Here is a 17035-nt window from a genome sequence, read left to right as displayed (position 1 = left end):
CCCCGCGCGCCCGGCCGCCCGGAGCGCTGTCCGATGCGTGGTCCGGTCGGTCGTCCGCCCGCTCGATGTCCTGCGTCACCGGCCCATACTCACCGAGCGTTCGTGCTCACCCATGACCGCGCGATTGCACGAATGTAATCTGCATGCTTGTGAAGGGCGATCATTCCGGACCACGGGCGTGTGATTGCCGGGAATCGTCGCCGGATCGCGTCTGCGACCCGGCCCTCGCGGCCTATCGGCGCGCGCTCACGGACGGAGGCCTTCCGACGGGCGAGGTGCCCGGCTGCCTGAGCGCCCTGCATCTGATGGTGGCGGACCGTGACGCACCGGGGCGCCTCATCCCCGTACCGCCCGAGACCGCTTCGTTCGATGTGCTCGGGCCCATCGAGGCGGTGATCGCCCGGGAGCGCCGCTTGCTGCGTTCGGCCCGCGCCGCCCTGAGTGTGTTCGAGGGCCTGTACGCCGACGCGCACCGGCTCGAACCGTCCGCCCTCACCCGGCTCTCCGGCGAGGCCGTCATCGGCAAGGCGCTCGAAGCGGGCGTCGCGGGCTGCCGCGAGGAGGTCCGCACCGCCCACCCGGGCGGCGGCCGTCCCGTGCACGTGCTGGAGGAGTCGCTGCCCAGGGATCTGCGCAATCTGCGCCGGGGCATCCGGCAGCGGACCATCTACCAGCACACGGTCCGCTCGGACCGCACGACGCTCGCCTACATAGAGCGGGTGACGACCGAGGGCGCCGAGGTCAGGACGCTCGCCGAGCTCGCCGACCGGATCATCGTCTTCGACCGGAACCTCGCGTTCGTCCCGTTCTCCGACGAGCCGCACCGGGCCCTGCGCATCCAGCACCCGTCCCTGGTCCGCTTCCTGGCCCGGCACTTCGACGAGGCCTGGGCCCGCGCGGTCCCGGTCCGCCCGGAACGGGTGCCGCTGCGTACCCCGGTCGTCACCTCCGACCTGCAACGGACCATCCTGCAGGCGGTCGTGGGCGGCGAGACGGACGAGTCGATCGCCCGGCGGCTCGGCATGAGCCGCCGCAGCGTCGCCGAGCACGTGCGCAGGGTCTCCGAGCAACTGGGCAGCAACAGCCGCGCCCAACTCGGCTATCTGGTGGCGACATCGGGCCTGCTGGAGGCGTGAGAACGGCCCCGCGCGGGCGCCCCGGCCGCATCTCCCCGGCCGGAACGCCCCCGCGGGGCCGTGACGTCATGCGTGCCCCGTACGGGGCGGCGGGTCAGGCGAGACCCGGGCCCCGCACCGGAATGCTGGTGAACGTCGGTGCCGGGGCGGGCGCGGTGAAGAAGTCGTTGCCCTTGTCGTCGACGACGACGAACGCGGGGAAGTCCTCGACCTCGATCTTCCAGACCGCCTCCATGCCGAGCTCCTCGTACTCGACGACCTCGACCTTCTTGATGCAGTCCTGCGCGAGGCGCGCGGCGGGGCCGCCGATCGAGCCGAGGTAGAAACCGCCGTGCGCGTCGCACGCGTCGGTGACCTGCTTGGACCGGTTGCCCTTGGCGAGCATCACCTTGGAGCCGCCCGCCGCCTGGAACTGCGCGACATAGCTGTCCATGCGGCCGGCCGTCGTCGGACCGAAGGAGCCGGAGGCGTACCCCTCGGGCGTCTTCGCCGGGCCCGCGTAGTAGACCGGGTGGTCCTTCAGGTACTGGGGCATCTCCTCGCCCGCGTCCAGCCGCTCCTTGATCTTGGCGTGCGCGATATCGCGGGCCACGACCAGCGGACCGGTCAGCGAGAGCCGGGTCTTGACCGGGTACTTGGTCAGCTCGGCGAGGATGTCGTCCATCGGCCGGTTGAGGTCGATCCGTACGACGTCCCCCGCCTCGTCGAGGTGCTCGTCGGTGGTGTCCGGGAGGAAGCGGGCCGGGTCCTTCTCCAGCTGCTCCAGGAAGACGCCCTCGGCGGTGATCTTCGCGGTGGCCTGGCGGTCCGCCGAGCAGGACACGGCGATGGCCACGGGCAGCGAGGCGCCGTGGCGGGGGAGGCGGACGACGCGCACGTCGTGGCAGAAGTACTTGCCGCCGAACTGGGCGCCGATGCCGATCTTCTGCGTGAGCTCGAAGACCTTCTCCTCCAGCTCCTTGTCCCGGAAGCCGTGGCCGGTGGGGGAGCCCTCGGCGGGCAGCTCGTCCAGGTAGTGCGCGGAGGCGTACTTCGCGGTCTTGAGCGCGAACTCGGCCGACGTGCCCCCGACGACGATCGCCAGGTGGTACGGCGGGCAGGCGGCCGTGCCCAGCGAACGGATCTTCTCCTCCAGGAACTTCATCATGGAGGCCTCGTTCAGCACGGCCTTCGTCTCCTGGAAGAGGAACGACTTGTTGGCCGAGCCGCCGCCCTTCGCCATGAAGAGGAACTTGTACGCGCCGCCGTCGGTGGCGTACAGCTCGACCTGGGCGGGCAGGTTCGAGCCGGTGTTCTTCTCCTCCCACATGGTGAGCGGAGCCATCTGCGAATAGCGGAGGTTGAGCTTGGTGTAGGCGTCGAAGATGCCGTGCGACAGCGCCTCTTCGTCACCGCCCTCGGTGAGGACGTTCTGCCCGCGCTTGCCCATCACGATCGCGGTGCCGGTGTCCTGGCACATCGGCAGCACGCCCGCCGCGGCGATGTTCGCGTTCTTCAGCAGGTCGAGCGCGACGAACTTGTCGTTCGACGACGCCTCGGGGTCGTCCACGATCCGCCGCAGCTGCGCCAGGTGGGCGGGGCGCAGATAGTGCGAGATGTCGTGCATGGCCTCGGCGGCCAGGGTGCGCAGCGCCTCCGGAGCGACCTTGAGGAACGTACGACCGTCGGCCTCGAAGGTGGAGACACCCTCGGAGGTCACCAGACGGTACGGCGTGGTGTCCTCTCCCAGGGGGAGCAGATCGGAGTACGCAAACTCTGGCATTACGGCCATTCCTCACTCGGCAGACGGCGGCTGACCTCCCTTGGGCAGCGCACCCACCAGGGTAGAACGCCGCACGGGCGCCGAAGTTGTGAGGTAGGGCTCAGTTCGGCCGCCCCGGGGCCGGGGGTGGCGTGGCCGACACGGCGGAGGCGGGGCAGGGGCTAGTCGCGATCTATCGCGTTTGGGTACGCTGGGTCGGTGGACCTCGAAAAGCAGCCCCAGCAGCCAGTGGCCCCGGCGGAGCCGGCCGGCATCCGCGCCTCCGACGCGGACCGCGACCGGATCGCGGACATCCTGCGGGAAGCCATGGCCGAGGGCCGGCTCACCGCCGAGGAGCACGCCGAGCGGGTCGACGCGGTCTACCGCGCCAAGACCGTCGGCGAGCTGGAACCGCTGGTACGGGATCTGCCCGCGCCGCCGGGCACCGCCCGCTCGGCCGCCGCCCCCGGCGCCTACGGCCACGAGGGCCCCACCGGCCCCGCCGACAACCTGGTGGCGATCTTCAGCAGTTCGACCCGCAAGGGCCGCTGGCGGGTCGGCGGCCGTACGAACGCCTTCGCGCTCTTCGGCAGCGTGGAGGTCGATCTGACCGAGGCGCTTTTCGGTCAGAGACTCACGGTCATCAACGCGACTTCCATCTTCGGGAGTGTCGACGTCAAGGTCCCCGAGAACATCTCGCTGCGCGGCAGTGGCACGGGTGTCTTCGGTAATTTCGAAGTCGCCACCCTGGAATCCGCCGACCCCGAAGCACCGGTGGTCGTCGTCAACGGCTATTCCGTGTTCGGCAGCGTCGAGGCGAAGCCCAAGCGCGGGAAGTTCATCGCGGATCTCCAGGACCGGCTGCGCAAATACCTCGGATAGGGGCGGCGCGCGCTCTCCGCCGGGCCCCGGGCGGTACGGGGAACTACTGAGAACCGCCGAGAGCTCGCGAAAGCTCCCCCGAACCCCTGCCGGCCCCTGCTAACCCCTTCGAAAACAAGCCAATTTCCTGGTCGGCCGCAATTCCGCCCCCCGGGCCGGGTGCCACTCAGTGCATGGGCGCGCGCACAGCGGGTAGGGAATGCTGCATCGTCTCTCGCTCGCGAAGCCGTCGTCAGGAGTAGACCGTGCTGCAACTGCCGCATCAGCCCCTGCAGGTCGCCGCCGTCCCTTCCCAGCGCACTCCCGCGCGGGAGGACCAGGCCGGCCCCTGGCATTCGGAGGCGGTGTGCCGCCGGGACGAAGCCGGGCTGTTCTTCGCTCCGTCGAAGGAGCCGACTGCTGCCAGACTCGCGCGCGAGGAGTCCGCGAAGCGGGTCTGCGCGCGCTGTCCCGTGATGATCGAATGCCAGGAGCACGCGCTCGTGCAGCCGGAGCCGTACGGGGTGTGGGGCGGTCTCACCGCCGCCGAACGCCGTGTGGTGCTCGCCCGTCGCAGACGGCGCGAGATGGAGCTCAATGCCTCGTCCGCGTCCTCCGCCGCGACGGGCCGCATCGCCGCGGCGGGCTGACCGGGGCCCGGCCGGCCCGGGTGCGGCCCGGGTCCGTACGGCCCGGCATTCGCGCGCGCACTGCCTCGACGGCGGCTACGCGAAGAGGCGCCCCCACCGCACATGGGGGGCGCCTCTTCGCGTTCTGCGTCCGGGACCGGTTCCGGGACCGGTCCCGGCTTCTTCCGCTTCCGGTCCTACTTCGCGCGGTCGAAGTCGATCGCGCTGTAGGCGCGCAGCTTCGAGAGCCGGTGCGTGGAGTCGATCTTCCGGATGGTGCCGGACTTGGACCGCATGACGATCGACTCGGTGGTCGCCGTCTCCGCGCGGTACCGCACGCCGCGCATCAGCTCGCCGTCCGTGATGCCGGTCGCGACGAAGAACACGTTGTCGCCGCTGACCAGGTCGTCGGTGGACAGCACCCGGTCCAGGTCGTGCCCGGCGTCCAGCGCGCGCTGCCGCTCGGCCTCGTCCTTGGGCCAGAGCTTGCCCTGGATGACGCCGCCGAGGCACTTTATGGCGCAGGCCGAGATGATGCCCTCGGGGGTGCCGCCGATGCCCATCAGCAGGTCGACGCCGGTCCCTTCGCGGGCGGCCATGATGGAGCCCGCGACATCGCCGTCGGAGATGAACTTGATCCGGGCGCCGGTCTCGCGGATCTCCTTGACGATGCCCTCGTGGCGCGGGCGGTCGAGGATGACGACGGTGACGTCCTCGGGGGCGGAGTTCTTCGCCTTCGCGACACGGCGGATGTTCACCGAGACGGGGGCGTTGATGTCGACGAAGTCGGCGGCCTCGGGGCCGGTGACCAGCTTGTCCATGTAGAAGACGGCCGACGGGTCGAACATGGCGCCGCGGTCCGCGGCGGCCAGTACGGCGATCGCGTTCGGCATGCCCTTGGCGTTCAGGGTCGTGCCGTCGATCGGGTCCACGGCGATGTCGACCTCGGGGCCGGTGCCGTCGCCGACGCGCTCGCCGTTGAACAGCATGGGGGCTTCGTCCTTCTCGCCCTCGCCGATGACGACGATGCCGTTCATCGAGACGGTGGAGACGAGGGTCCGCATGGCCTTCACGGCGGCGCCGTCGGCGCCGATCTTGTCGCCGCGGCCCACCCAGCGCCCGGCTGCCATGGCGGCGGCCTCGGTGACCCGGACCAGCTCCAGGGCGAGGTTGCGGTCGGGGGCCTCGGGGGAGACCTCGAGCTGAGACGGCAGATGATGCTCGGACATCGGAGCGCACCTTTCTGTACGGCGACGACCGGAAGAGGGTGCTGCGACTCTATCGTCAGGTCGACAAAATGAGCAGACCGGGTCACTTATGAGCGGCTGCCCCCGAGTCGGGCCCATCGGGCCTAGTGCGACCATGGACCCGTGGCTAGCAAGCGAGGCAAGCAGACAGTGCGGGACATGTTCCTGTCGATGGCGGTCATCTCCGCTGCGGCAGGGGTTGTTTACATCTTCGTTCCGCACGACGAGAACGCCAACCCGGTCAAGGCGGTCGACTACCGGGTGGAGCTCATGACGGCGCGGCGCGCGGCGCCGTACCCCGTGGTCGCCCCGGACGGACTGACCGAGAAGTGGAAGCCGACCTCGGTCAGCTACGACCGCAAGGCGGGCAACAGCTGGCACCTGGGTTTCCTCGACCCGGAGGGCAAGTACGTCGCGGTGGAGCAGTCCACGTCCCCGGCGAAGAAGTACGTGACCGAGGTCAGCCAGGACGCCAAGAACACCGGGCGTACGCAGCAGGTAGCGGGTGAGACCTGGCAGCACTGGGAGGGCTCGAAGTACGACGCCCTCGTCCGCCACGACAAGGGCTCGACCACGGTGGTCACGGGCTCCGCCTCGCCGGAACGGCTGGCGGAGATGGCCGCCGCGCTCAAGACGTCCTGAGCCCGCTGGGACGTACCGCCTCCTGACGCCGCTGGGACATGCCGTCCTGACGCCCCGCCGTGACGCGTCGCGCTGACGCCGCCGGGCATGCACGGAGAAGGCCCTGGAGCACCGAGTGCTCCAGGGCCTTCCGCATGCGCGTGGCGACGGTCAGACGGTCGTGACGACCTCGTCGTAGGCGAGACGCGGCAGACGCGGGAACCAGGCGTCCTCGCCCGGCTTGCCGATGTTGACGACCATCAGCACCTTGTGGTCGCCGTCCAGGAACTCCTTCTCGATGCCCGCGGCGTCGTAGCCGGTCATCGGGCCGGCGGCCAGGCCGGCGGCCCGGACGCCGATGATGAAGTAGGCGGCCTGCAGGGCGCCGTTGAGCGCGGCGGACGACTCGCGGACCGGGCGCTCGGAGAAGAAGGCGTCCTTGGCCTGCGGGAAGTGCGGCATCAGGGCCGGGAGCTCCTCGTGGAACTCGTTGTCGGCGACCAGGATGGCGACCAGCGGGGCGGTCGAGGTCTTCGGCTGGTTGCCCTCGGCCATGTGCTTGACGAGGCGCGCGCGGGCGTCGTCGGAGCGGACCAGGATGACGCGCAGCGGCGACTGGTTGAACGCGGTGGGCCCGTACTTGACCAGGTCGTAGATCGCCTGGACCTGCTCCTCGGTCACCGGCTCGTCGGAGAAGGTGTTGGCGGTGCGGGCCTCACGGAAAAGGAGGTCCTGGGCGGCGGGGTCAAGAGCGAGGGACATCGTGCGTATTACCTTCCGGATGTACACGTGGATCGAGCAACGCGGACCACGGTAACCGAGAGGTAGGTTAACTTTCAACTAAAACTGGAACGGGGTGACTCGTTCCACAGCGGGCTCAGCCGTTGTCGGCCGCCGTGCCACCGCTCTCCTGGGAGCCGGCCGGACCCGCCAGGGCCGCGTCCAGCCGGGCGCGCGCACCTTCCAGCCAGTGCCGGCAGACCTTCGCCAGCTCCTCACCCCGCTCCCAGAGCGCGAGCGACTCCTCCAGCGTCGTACCGCCCGCCTCCAGGCGGCGCACCACCTCGATCAGCTCGTCGCGGGCCTGCTCGTAGCCGAGCGTGCCCGTGGCACCAGCCGTCGTAGTCGCGTCGTCCGTCATGCGCCCCACCCTACGTTCCGGCCCACCGGGAGCCTGTGATCTCGTCCGTCCGTACCTGCGGGCGCACCTTCGGCATGTGCCGGTGCGCCTCCGGGCCCGCCCGCCCCGCCACCGGGGGCGGTCACTCGCCCACCCGCACGGCGAACTCGCCGCCCGAGACCCGCGCCCGGAGCACATCGCCCGGCGCCCCCGCATCCTCGGGAGCCCGCACGACATGGCCGTCGGCCCGCTGCAGCACCGCGTAGCCGCGCTCCAGCGTCGCCGCCGGCGACAACGCGACCACCCGCGCCCGGGTGTGGGCGAGCTCCGAATCCGCCCGGTCCAGCAGATGACCCAGCACCCGCCGGCTCCGCCCGATCAGCGCGTCGATCTCCGACGCGCGCTCGTCCACCATCCGCTGGGGGTGCTCCATCGACGGCCGGCCCAGGGCGTGCGCCAGCCCCCGCTCCTCGCGGTCCAGCAGTCCCCGTACCGACCGCAGCGCACGGTCGCGCAGCTGCCGCACCCGGTCCAGCTCCTCGCCCACGTCCGGCACGATCTTCTTCGCCGCGTCCGTCGGTGTGGAGGCGCGCAGGTCCGCGACCAGGTCGAGCAGCGGGGAGTCCGGCTCATGACCGATCGCCGACACCACCGGCGTACGGCACCCGGCCACCGTGCGGATCAGCTGCTCGTCCGAGAACGGCAGCAGGTCCTCCACGCTGCCGCCGCCCCGCGCCACGACGATCACGTCGACGTCCGGCAGATCGTCCAGCTCCTTCACCGCCTGGACCACCTGATTCACCGCGTGGACGCCCTGCACCGCCGCGTTGCGTACCTCGAAGCGGACCGCGGGCCACCGCCGCCGGGCGTTCTCCAGCACATCGCGCTCGGCCGCCGACGCCCGCCCGCAGACCAGCCCGATCAGCTGTGGCAGGAACGGCAGCGGCTTCTTCCGGTCGAGCGCGAAGAGCCCCTCCGAGGCCAGCGACTTCTTCAGCTGCTCCAGCCGGACCAGCAGCTCGCCGATGCCGACCGGCCGTATCTCCGTGGCCCGCAGGGACAGCTGGCCGCGCGGCGCGTACCACTCGGGCTTGGCCAGGACGACGACCCGCGCGCCCTCCGTCACCACATCCGCGATCCGGTCGAAGACCTGCCGAAAGCACGTCACGCTCACCGAGATGTCCTGCGACGGGTCGCGCAGCGTCAGGAACACCACCCCGGCGCCCGGCCGCCGCGACAGCTGGGTGATCTGCCCCTCGACCCAGACCGCCCCGAGCCGGTCGATCCAGCCCCCGATGAGCCGCGACACATCACCTACGGGCAGCGGAGCTTCCGCGGACGTTTGGAGAGCCATGCGAGCGAGCGTATCCGCCCCCACCGACAATCGGGCGGCCACGACGAAGGCCGCTCCGGCCCGGCCACTCCCGGCTCAGGCCGTACGCCGCCCCCACTGCAACGCCAGCACCACCAGCCCCACCCCGAACCAGCACACCCCCACCACCTGGGCGCTCCGGGTCGCCTCCACGATCACCGCGATCAGCACCCCCGCACCCACCACCGGCACCAGCACATGCCGCCACCAGCTCGGCGGCCCCTCCATCCGGCGCACGGCGAACCAGCCGACCACCGACGCGTGCAGCAGCACGAAGGCCGTCAGCGCGCCGATGTCGACGACCGACACCAGACGGTCGAGACCGTCGGCCCGCCGGGCCGCCCACACCGCGGCGACCAGCGTCACCGTCGCGGCCAGCAGAATCGCGAGCCGCGGCACCCCGGACCGCGGGTCGACCCGGGCGAGCACCGAGGGCAGCCGCCGTTCCCTGGCCATCGCGAAGAGCAGCCGTCCCGCGGCCGCCTGCCCGGCCAGCGCCGCGAAGGCCGCGCCGATCGCCTTGCTCACCGCCACCAGGTCGTGCAGCCAGCTCCCGACCGCCGAGTCCACCGTGTCGTAGAACGCCGACCCCTGCGCGGCCGGATCGGCGGCCAGCTCCGCCGACGTCATCGGTTCGAGCAGTGCCGCCAGATACGCCTGCGCCACGAACAGCACACCCGCGAGCACCAGACAGAACAGCAGCGCCCGCGCCACCTTCGCCGAGCCCCCGGTCACCTCCTCCGCGAACGAGGCGATTGCGTCGAAGCCCAGATACGACAGCACGGCCACCGACACCGCCCCCAGCACCGCCGTCGCGGAGAAGCCGGAATCACCGGTGAGCGGAGCCAGCCAGCCGCGCTGCGCCCCGTCCCGTACGAGAACCACCACCGCCGACACCAGGAACACCAGCAGCACCACGATCTCCATCGCGAGCACCGCGAAGCCGACCCGGGCGGCGGCCCGCACGCCCCAGAGGTTGAGCAGCGTGGTGACCACGACGGCGAGTGCCGTCCACACCCACCGCGACACCGACGGCACCAGTGCGTTCAGCGCGATCCCGGAGAAGAGATAGGCGACCGCCGGGATCAGCAGATAGTCGAGCATCGCCATCCATCCGGCGATGAACCCCGGCCCCTCCCCGAGCCCCTTGCGCGCGTACGCGAAGACCGAACCCGCCAACGGGGCGACCCGCACCATCTGCGCGTAGCTGAACGCCGTGAACGCCATCACCACCGTCGCCGCGACATAGACCAGTGCGACGGCGCCGTCGGACTTCGCGTCGAGCGTGCCGAACACACCGACGGGCGCCATCGGCGCGATGAACAGGAGCCCGTAGACCACCAGATCCCGGAAGCCGAGCGTCCGCCGCAGCCTGCCGCCCACCTGGTGCGCCCCCTCCGCCCCCTCCGCTCCCGCGACCCCGCCCTCGCCGCTGCCGCTGCTGCCGCTCTCCGACATGAGCCCTCCCTGGGTCGCGTACGGATCAGTCTCGCCACCCGGCCGATCTTCCGCGCGTTCGACTCGGCCTTACGATGGGGCGCATGACTGCTACGACACCTCGCCGCGTCCTGCTCGCCGCTCCCCGTGGCTACTGCGCGGGCGTGGACCGTGCCGTGATCGCCGTGGAGAAAGCCCTGGAGCAGTACGGCTCCCCGGTGTACGTGCGCCACGAGATCGTTCACAACAAGTACGTCGTACAGACCCTGGAGAAGAAGGGCGCGATCTTCGTCGAGGAGACGGCGGAGGTCCCCGAGGGGTCGATCGTGATGTTCTCCGCGCACGGCGTCGCGCCGACCGTGCACGAGGAGGCGGCCGAGCGGAAGCTCGCCACGATCGACGCGACCTGCCCCCTGGTCACCAAGGTCCACAAGGAGGCCGTCCGCTTCGCGCAGGACGACTTCGACATCCTCCTGATCGGCCACGAGGGCCACGAGGAGGTCATCGGCACCTCCGGCGAGGCTCCCGACCACATCACGCTGGTCGACGGCCCCGAGGACGTCGCCGGTGTCGAGGTCCGCGACCCGTCCAAGGTCGTCTGGCTCTCCCAGACCACGCTCTCCGTCGACGAGACGATGGAGACGGTCGGCGCGCTCAAGGAGAAGTTCCCGCTCCTGATCTCGCCGCCCAGCGACGACATCTGCTACGCCACGCAGAACCGTCAGATCGCGGTGAAGCAGATGGGCGCGGACGCCGACCTCGTGATCGTCGTCGGTTCCAAGAACTCCTCCAACTCGGTCCGCCTGGTCGAGGTCGCCCTCGGCGCCGGTGCGAACGACGCCCATCTGGTCGACTTCGCCGAGGAGATCGACGAGGCCTGGCTGGAGGGTGTCTCCACGGTCGGCGTCACGTCCGGCGCGTCGGTTCCCGAGGTACTGGTCGACGGCGTCCTGGCCTGGCTGTCCGAGCGTGGCTTCGAGGACGTGGAGATCGTGAAGGCGGCCGAGGAGTCCATCACCTTCTCGCTGCCCAAGGAGCTCCGCCGCGATCTGCGCGCCGAGGCCGCCGCGCTCTCGGAGAAGTAGCCCCCGGGCATCGGGGCGTTCCAGGAAGTGGGCGGGGCCGCCTGCCCGTACCGTGGACTGCATGCAGATCTTCGGCGTGGACATCGGCGGATCCGGGATCAAGGGCGCTCCCGTGGACCTGGACCGCGGAGACCTGGCGCAGGAGCGCCACAAAGTACTCACACCGCACCCGGCCACGCCCAAGGACGTGGTCGAGTGCGTGGCCGAGGTCGTCGGTCATTTCAACTGGTCGGGCCCGGTGGGTGTCACCTTCCCGGGCGTCGTCACCGGCGGTGTCACCCGTACCGCGGCCAATGTCGACAAGGGCTGGATCGACGCCGACGCCCGCGGACTGATCGGTGACCGGCTGAACCTCCCCGTCACCGTGCTGAACGACGCGGACGCGGCCGGCGTCGCGGAGATGACGTTCGGCGCGGGCCGGGGCCGCAAGGGGACCGTGATCGTGCTGACGCTCGGTACGGGGATCGGCAGCGCCCTCTTCGTCGACGGCCGGCTCGTCCCCAACACCGAGCTGGGCCATCTGGAGCTGAACGGCCACGACGCGGAGCAGCACGCCTCCACCAAGGCCAAGGAGGACGAGGACCTGAGCTGGCACCACTGGGCGCACCGGGTGCAGAGGTACCTGGCCCATGTGGAGATGCTGTTCTCGCCCGAGCTCTTCATCATCGGCGGCGGGGTCAGCCGCAAGGCCGACAAGTTCCTGCCCCTGATCGAGCACGTACGGGCCGAGATGGTGCCGGCGGAACTGCAGAACAACGCGGGCATCGTGGGCGCGGCGATGGCGGCCGCAGGCCACTAGGCGTACTCGGCCCGTGATGCCCTACGGCCTGTGACGCCCTGCGGCCCGTGATGTCCTACGGCCTGTGACGCCCTGCGGCCCCGTTCACCGCTGCGGGCGGCGCGGTCCCTGCGAGGCGCGCGCCGCCTGTGCGGCGAGCAGCGTGCGGCGCTGCCGCTGACGCATCAGCCGTACCTTCCGTACGGTCGCGATGAGCCCGGCAATGAGCGTCCCGCCGTACAGCCACCCGGCGTGCACGGCGAGCGCGGTGACCACCGCCATGGTCTGGCCGCCGAAGCCGCCCGTACCACCGGCGATCGGGATGACACCGATGGCGAACGCGATCGGCACGATGATCGGCGCGGTCACCAGGTCCGCGGGCCGCACCCACAGCGCGGTCAGCGCGCAGACCGGCAGGAACAGCACACCGAACACCACCGCCGAACCGTCGAGGACCAGCAGGTCGAGGCAGGCCAGGACGAACATGGTGGCGGCGGCGAAGAGCCCGGCCCCGATGCCGGTCAGCCGGGGATTGGGCAGCCTGCGCAGCGCGAGCACGACGGGCGGCACCGGACGGGAGCGGCCTTCCGGCGGGCTCACCACCTGGTAGACGGTCGCGGTCTCCTCGATGGTGCCCTGCGGGGACAGCGGGGCCTGGCGAGACTGCCTGCGCTGCGGGGGACGTGTCCTGTGCTGCTCCACCGGGACAACGTAGGTCGCCGGGCAGGAGGAAACAGGTGCGGGACACGCCCTTTGGGCGACCTAGGGGATGAGTTCGATGCCACATGGCCGAACGGGAACCGGATCGGCACCCGACCGGACCCGTGGGTACCCGGTTGCCCCCGCCCGTAAACTGGAGAATCGGCCCACCCGGGCCCGCAGCGTTCCCGCCCACCTCCTCACTCCTCAGGAAGTCGCCAACGTGTCGCTCACGATCGGAATCGTCGGCCTGCCGAATGTCGGCAAGTCGACCCTGTTCAACGCCCTGACCAAGAACGACGTGCTGGCGGCCAACTACCCGTTCGCCACGATCGAGCCGAACGTGGGCGTCGTCGGCGTCCCGGACGCCCGCCTGAACAAGCTCGCCGAGATCTTCGGCTCCCAGCGCCTGCTCCCGGCGACCGTGGACTTCGTCGACATCGCCGGCATCGTCCGAGGCGCTTCGGAGGGCGAGGGCCTGGGCAACAAGTTCCTTGCGAACATCCGCGAGTCCGACGCGATCTGCCAGGTCATCCGTGCCTTCAAGGACGAGAACGTCGTCCACGTCGACGGCAAGGTCTCGCCCAAGGACGACATCGAGACGATCAACACCGAGCTGATCCTCGCCGACCTCCAGTCCGTCGAGAAGGCCGTCCCGCGCCTCACCAAGGAGTCCCGCCTCCAGAAGGAGAAGGTCGCGGTCCTCGCCGCGGTCGAGGACGCCCAGAAGATCCTCGAGTCGGGCCAGACCCTCTTCGCCGCGGGCATCACCGCGGGCACCGAGAAGGGCAAGCTCCTCCACGAGCTGCACCTCCTGACCACCAAGCCCTTCCTCTACGTCTTCAACGTCGACGAGGACGAGCTGGTCGACGAGGACTTCAAGAACGAGCAGCGCGCCCTGGTCGCCCCCGCCGAGGCGATCTTCCTCAACGCCAAGATCGAGTCCGAGCTGATCGAGCTCGACGACGACGAGGCCCTCGAACTCCTCCAGTCCATGGGCCAGGAGGAGCCCGGCCTGGCCACCCTCGGCCGCGTCGGCTTCGACACCCTGGGCCTGCAGACCTACCTCACGGCGGGTCCGAAGGAAGCCCGAGCCTGGACGATCAAGAAGGGCGCCACGGCCCCCGAGGCGGCCGGTGTGATCCACACCGACTTCCAGAAGGGCTTCATCAAGGCGGAGATCATCTCCTACGAGGACCTGATCGAAACCGGCTCGGTCGCCGAGGCCCGCGCCAAGGGCAAGGCCCGCATGGAGGGCAAGGACTACGTGATGCAGGACGGGGACGTGGTGGAGTTCCGCTTCAACATCTAATTTAAGCTTCAACTAAACTACCTGGCGCCCCGGAAGGGCGCAGGTCAAGAGGGGCCCGTTCATCCGAAACGGGCCCCTTTGCGGTTCCAGCGGAGGTCGGATGGTGCTTTGGTGTTGGATGTTGTCCCGGAGGACTGGATCGGACCACCTGTCGACACCTGTGGTCACCCCCGGGATGCTGTTCCGTGCTGACGTCGCGCTTCACTCCAAGTGGGCCCGCGGAGCCGAGCAGGCGCTGTGTCAACTCGGCCGGGGCAGATTCTGGTTCCCTCCGGACTTCGGCCTCATCAACAGCGCGGTACGCATGGGGGGCAAGGAGAGGTTGATGCAGGCGAGTAGCACGGAACGAGAGGAGTTGGACCCGCTGTGGAAGAACCGCCGCCTAAGACCTGTCCCGTAACTGCTGGTCACAGGTGAGATGATCTTGCTGTGGCTGGTGTGATCACGGCGTCGGAGCCGTCTTGGATAGCCCCGTTCACGGGGCTGAGCCCGCGTATCTTCGGCAAGTTGGTGACTGCGCTGCGCCGCGAGGGTGCGGATCCGGTGCGCAAGGGCCGCCCGTGGTCTCTTCCGCTGGAGGACCGGGTGCTGCTGGTAGCGGCGTACTGGCGAACGAACTTGACGTTGCGCCAGCTTGCCCCGCTCTTCGGTATTTCGAAGTCCGCGGCTGACCGCATCATCGATCACCTCGGTCCGTCGCTCGCGCTGCGGCCCCGCAAGCGGTTCCGTAAGAACACCGTGCTCATCGTGGACGGCACCCTGGTGCCCACCCGCGACCACACCATCGCCGAGCAGTCCAAGAACTACCGGTACTCCACGAACCACCAGGTCGTTATCGACGCTGACACTCGGCTCGTTGTGGTGGTCGGCCGGCCTCTGCCCGGCAACCGCAACGACTGCAAGGCGTGGGAGGAGTCCGGCGCGAAGGCCGCCGTCGGTAAGACCATGACGATCGCCGACGGTGGCTATCCGGGCACCGGGCTGGTGATGCCACACCGGCGCCGCAAGGGCGAGGAACTGCCCGACTGGAAACACGCCCACAACAAGTCCCACAAACAGGTCCGCGCCCGCGTCGAGCACGTCTTCGCCCGTATGAAGACCTGGAAGATCCTCCGCGACTGCCGCCTCAAAGGCGACGGCGTCCACCACGCCATGCTCGGAATCGCCCGCCTGCACAACCTCAACCTCGCCGGATAGACGAGCGGTCGGGCTGGTCACCGTCCACGTCCACACCAGGCAGAGATCATTTACGGGACAGGTCTTAGGGCTTGCAGGCAATCAAGGTGTTGCTTCTCGTTCCGGGGATCGTTGGTGTGGTATGCGCATCCCGGACGAGACTCGTGACCAACTCGCTGTGAAGTTCGAGGTGTTGTTCCCGCACCTGGATGAACGGCAGCGGCGGCTGCTGATGGCCGCAGAGGCCAGGGTCCTGGGGCATGGCGGTGTCCGGGCCGTCGCGCAGGCCGCGGCGGTCAGTGAGACAACGGTCCGCAGGGGCGTGTTCGAGTTGGAGGCGGGCGAGGCACCGCTGGGTCGGGCACGAAGGCCGGGCGGAGGTCGCAAACAGGTCGCGGAGCTTGACCCGGGGCTGCGTCCGGCCTTGCTGGCGCTGGTCGAGCCGGACGAGCGCGGGGATCCGATGTCGCCGCTGCGGTGGACGGTGAAGTCGACACGCACCCTTGCCCGGGAGCTGTCCCGGGCCGGTCACAAGGTCAGTGCCGACACCGTCGCCGACCTGCTGCGGGAGGAAGGCTTCAGCTTGCAGGCCAACGCCAAGACCCTGGAGGGCGGCCAGCACAGCGATCGCGATGCCCAGTTCCGCTATCTCAACGAGCAGGCCCGCGAATACCGGGACGCCGACCAGCCGGTGATCAGCGTGGATACCAAGAAGAAGGAGCTCGTCGGAGAGTTCAAGAACGGCGGCCGTGAGTGGCGGCCGGCGGGTGATCCGGTACTGGTGGGCGTCCACGACTTCGCCGACCCGCAACTGGGCAAGGCCGTCCCCTATGGGGTCTACGACATCGAGGAGAACACCGGCTGGGTCAACGTCGGCACCGATCACGACACCGCTGCGTTTGCCGTGGAGTCGATCCGCCGCTGGTGGCACGGCCAGGGCCAGGACGCCTACCCGCGGGCAACCCGGCTGCTGGTCACCGCCGACGCGGGCGGATCCAACGGCTACCGCACCCGGGCCTGGAAGCTCGAACTCGCACGGCTCGCCGCCGAAACAGGGCTGACCATCACCGTGTGTCATCTGCCGCCCGGCACGTCGAAGTGGAACAAGATCGAGCACCGGTTGTTCTCGCACATCACCATGAACTGGCGTGGCCGCCCGCTGACCAGCCACGAAGTCATCGTGAACAGCATCGCAGCGACCACCACCCGTACCGGACTGCGCGTGAAGGCCGCGCTCGACACCAACAGCTATCCCATCGGGGTGAAGATCAGCGACGCAGAGATGGCCGCTCTGCCGCTGACCCGGCATGCCTTCCACGGAGACTGGAACTATGCCCTGCACCCCCAGAAACGGCCTGCCATCCCGGCGGCACAATCCCCACAGGCCGCTGACACGCAGTGGGACCAGGCTCTGCTTTCCGATCCTTCACTGACCGGGATGCCCCGCCAGCAACTGGACAACCTCACGGCAATGTTGGCTACCGACGGGGACATTCAGCGCGGCCGCCCACCCCGACTCACCTTCCCCGAACAAGTCCTGGCCACCGTGCTCCACCTGCGGGTCGCCCTGGCCGCGGAACCACTCGCCGTACTGTTCACCAGCAGCCGCACGGCCATGCACCGCACCCTCCTCAAGAACAGAAGACTGCTCGAGGCCCAGGGCATCACCATCCCGCCCGCGAAGACCCCACCCGCGTCCCTCGCAGTCCTCCATGCCAGGGTCCTCGCGCTGACCGGCGACACCAGCATCAAGATCAAGACACCGTGTTAATGACCTGCAAGCCCTTAGCCCCGCTGGCCGTCACTTGTACTGCGACTTTC

Annotated in this window: 16 protein-coding genes; 9 read left to right on the top strand and 7 right to left on the bottom strand. The window is 69.6% G+C overall.

Features of this window, described 5'->3' with window-relative positions; translation table 11 throughout:
* Nucleotides 1–149: 149 nt before the first annotated feature.
* Complete coding sequence (locus tag OG520_RS14335; protein WP_406016482.1) at nt 150–1136, top strand: LuxR C-terminal-related transcriptional regulator; 987 nt, start codon at nt 150–152, stop codon at nt 1134–1136.
* 94 nt (nt 1137–1230) lie between these two features.
* Here the strand turns inward: OG520_RS14335 and OG520_RS14330 are convergent, their stop codons facing one another.
* Entirely contained in the window at nt 1231–2898 is a 1668-nt protein-coding gene (locus OG520_RS14330) for a fumarate hydratase (RefSeq protein ID WP_406013420.1), read from the bottom strand.
* A gap of 198 nt (nt 2899–3096) precedes the next feature.
* Here OG520_RS14330 and OG520_RS14325 point away from each other — a divergent pair, with 198 nt between their 5' ends.
* Complete coding sequence (locus tag OG520_RS14325) at nt 3097–3759, top strand: DUF1707 domain-containing protein (RefSeq protein ID WP_266414841.1); 663 nt, start codon at nt 3097–3099, stop codon at nt 3757–3759.
* A gap of 245 nt (nt 3760–4004) precedes the next feature.
* Nucleotides 4005–4388 (top strand): WhiB family transcriptional regulator, encoded by a 384-nt coding sequence (locus OG520_RS14320; RefSeq protein ID WP_406013419.1) that lies wholly within the window; start codon nt 4005–4007, stop codon nt 4386–4388.
* Nucleotides 4389–4564: 176 nt separating this feature from the next.
* On the opposite strand, the gene glpX is transcribed toward OG520_RS14320, so the two are convergent.
* Nucleotides 4565–5596, bottom strand: coding sequence for a class II fructose-bisphosphatase (glpX, locus tag OG520_RS14315; protein WP_399327681.1), 1032 nt, complete (start codon nt 5594–5596; stop codon nt 4565–4567).
* 141 nt (nt 5597–5737) lie between these two features.
* Here glpX and OG520_RS14310 point away from each other — a divergent pair, with 141 nt between their 5' ends.
* Nucleotides 5738–6256: a DUF4245 domain-containing protein gene (locus tag OG520_RS14310; protein ID WP_406013418.1), complete on the top strand. Its 519-nt coding sequence runs from the start codon at nt 5738–5740 to the stop codon at nt 6254–6256.
* 150 nt (nt 6257–6406) lie between these two features.
* Here the strand turns inward: OG520_RS14310 and OG520_RS14305 are convergent, their stop codons facing one another.
* The 4 genes from OG520_RS14305 to OG520_RS14290 all read right to left on the bottom strand — a co-directional run bounded on the left by OG520_RS14305 (nt 6407) and on the right by OG520_RS14290 (nt 10185).
* Nucleotides 6407–6997, bottom strand: coding sequence for a malonic semialdehyde reductase (locus OG520_RS14305; protein WP_266414833.1), 591 nt, complete (start codon nt 6995–6997; stop codon nt 6407–6409).
* Between the two features lie 115 nt (nt 6998–7112).
* Complete coding sequence (locus tag OG520_RS14300; RefSeq protein WP_406013417.1) at nt 7113–7376, bottom strand: exodeoxyribonuclease VII small subunit; 264 nt, start codon at nt 7374–7376, stop codon at nt 7113–7115.
* A gap of 121 nt (nt 7377–7497) precedes the next feature.
* The gene (gene xseA, locus OG520_RS14295; RefSeq protein ID WP_385339560.1) at nt 7498–8709 is read right to left on the bottom strand and encodes an exodeoxyribonuclease VII large subunit; all 1212 of its coding nucleotides are present in this window, start codon (nt 8707–8709) and stop codon (nt 7498–7500) included.
* A gap of 75 nt (nt 8710–8784) precedes the next feature.
* On the bottom strand, nt 8785–10185 hold the full coding sequence (locus OG520_RS14290) for an APC family permease (RefSeq protein ID WP_406013416.1): 1401 nt from the start codon (nt 10183–10185) through the stop codon (nt 8785–8787).
* 74 nt (nt 10186–10259) lie between these two features.
* Between OG520_RS14290 and OG520_RS14285 the strand changes: the two genes are divergently transcribed.
* Both OG520_RS14285 and ppgK read left to right on the top strand, forming a co-directional pair.
* On the top strand, nt 10260–11249 hold the full coding sequence (locus OG520_RS14285) for a 4-hydroxy-3-methylbut-2-enyl diphosphate reductase (RefSeq protein ID WP_266414826.1): 990 nt from the start codon (nt 10260–10262) through the stop codon (nt 11247–11249).
* Nucleotides 11250–11310: 61 nt separating this feature from the next.
* Entirely contained in the window at nt 11311–12048 is a 738-nt protein-coding gene (ppgK, locus tag OG520_RS14280; protein WP_399327690.1) for a polyphosphate--glucose phosphotransferase, read from the top strand.
* Between the two features lie 84 nt (nt 12049–12132).
* Here the strand turns inward: ppgK and OG520_RS14275 are convergent, their stop codons facing one another.
* On the bottom strand, nt 12133–12729 hold the full coding sequence (locus tag OG520_RS14275; RefSeq protein ID WP_399327692.1) for a DUF6542 domain-containing protein: 597 nt from the start codon (nt 12727–12729) through the stop codon (nt 12133–12135).
* A 220-nt stretch (nt 12730–12949) separates the two neighbouring features.
* Here OG520_RS14275 and ychF point away from each other — a divergent pair, with 220 nt between their 5' ends.
* The 3 genes from ychF to OG520_RS14260 all read left to right on the top strand — a co-directional run bounded on the left by ychF (nt 12950) and on the right by OG520_RS14260 (nt 16985).
* On the top strand, nt 12950–14038 hold the full coding sequence (gene ychF / locus OG520_RS14270) for a redox-regulated ATPase YchF (RefSeq protein ID WP_406013415.1): 1089 nt from the start codon (nt 12950–12952) through the stop codon (nt 14036–14038).
* 429 nt (nt 14039–14467) lie between these two features.
* Nucleotides 14468–15235, top strand: a complete 768-nt coding sequence (locus tag OG520_RS14265; protein ID WP_406013404.1) for a transposase — start codon at nt 14468–14470, stop codon at nt 15233–15235.
* Nucleotides 15236–15356: 121 nt separating this feature from the next.
* Nucleotides 15357–16985 (top strand): ISAzo13 family transposase, encoded by a 1629-nt coding sequence (locus OG520_RS14260; protein ID WP_406013414.1) that lies wholly within the window; start codon nt 15357–15359, stop codon nt 16983–16985.
* Nucleotides 16986–17035: the final 50 nt, after the last annotated feature.

This window comes from Streptomyces sp. NBC_00984, assembly GCF_045162475.1.
In the GTDB taxonomy this organism is placed as follows: domain Bacteria; phylum Actinomycetota; class Actinomycetes; order Streptomycetales; family Streptomycetaceae; genus Streptomyces.
This window is presented reverse-complemented; position numbering and strand designations above follow the sequence as displayed.

What these genes read in the sequence shown, in the direction of transcription:
- OG520_RS14330 (WP_406013420.1), bottom strand. Translation starts at nt 2,898, where the DNA reads ATGCCAGAGTTTGCGTACTCCGATCTGCTCCCCCTGGGAGAGGACACC.
- glpX (WP_399327681.1), bottom strand. Translation starts at nt 5,596, where the DNA reads ATGTCCGAGCATCATCTGCCGTCTCAGCTCGAGGTCTCCCCCGAGGCC.
- OG520_RS14305 (WP_266414833.1), bottom strand. Translation starts at nt 6,997, where the DNA reads ATGTCCCTCGCTCTTGACCCCGCCGCCCAGGACCTCCTTTTCCGTGAG.
- OG520_RS14300 (WP_406013417.1), bottom strand. Translation starts at nt 7,376, where the DNA reads ATGACGGACGACGCGACTACGACGGCTGGTGCCACGGGCACGCTCGGC.
- xseA (WP_385339560.1), bottom strand. Translation starts at nt 8,709, where the DNA reads ATGGCTCTCCAAACGTCCGCGGAAGCTCCGCTGCCCGTAGGTGATGTG.
- OG520_RS14290 (WP_406013416.1), bottom strand. Translation starts at nt 10,185, where the DNA reads ATGTCGGAGAGCGGCAGCAGCGGCAGCGGCGAGGGCGGGGTCGCGGGA.
- OG520_RS14285 (WP_266414826.1), top strand. Translation starts at nt 10,260, where the DNA reads ATGGGGCGCATGACTGCTACGACACCTCGCCGCGTCCTGCTCGCCGCT.
- ppgK (WP_399327690.1), top strand. Translation starts at nt 11,311, where the DNA reads ATGCAGATCTTCGGCGTGGACATCGGCGGATCCGGGATCAAGGGCGCT.
- OG520_RS14260 (WP_406013414.1), top strand. Translation starts at nt 15,357, where the DNA reads ATGCGCATCCCGGACGAGACTCGTGACCAACTCGCTGTGAAGTTCGAG.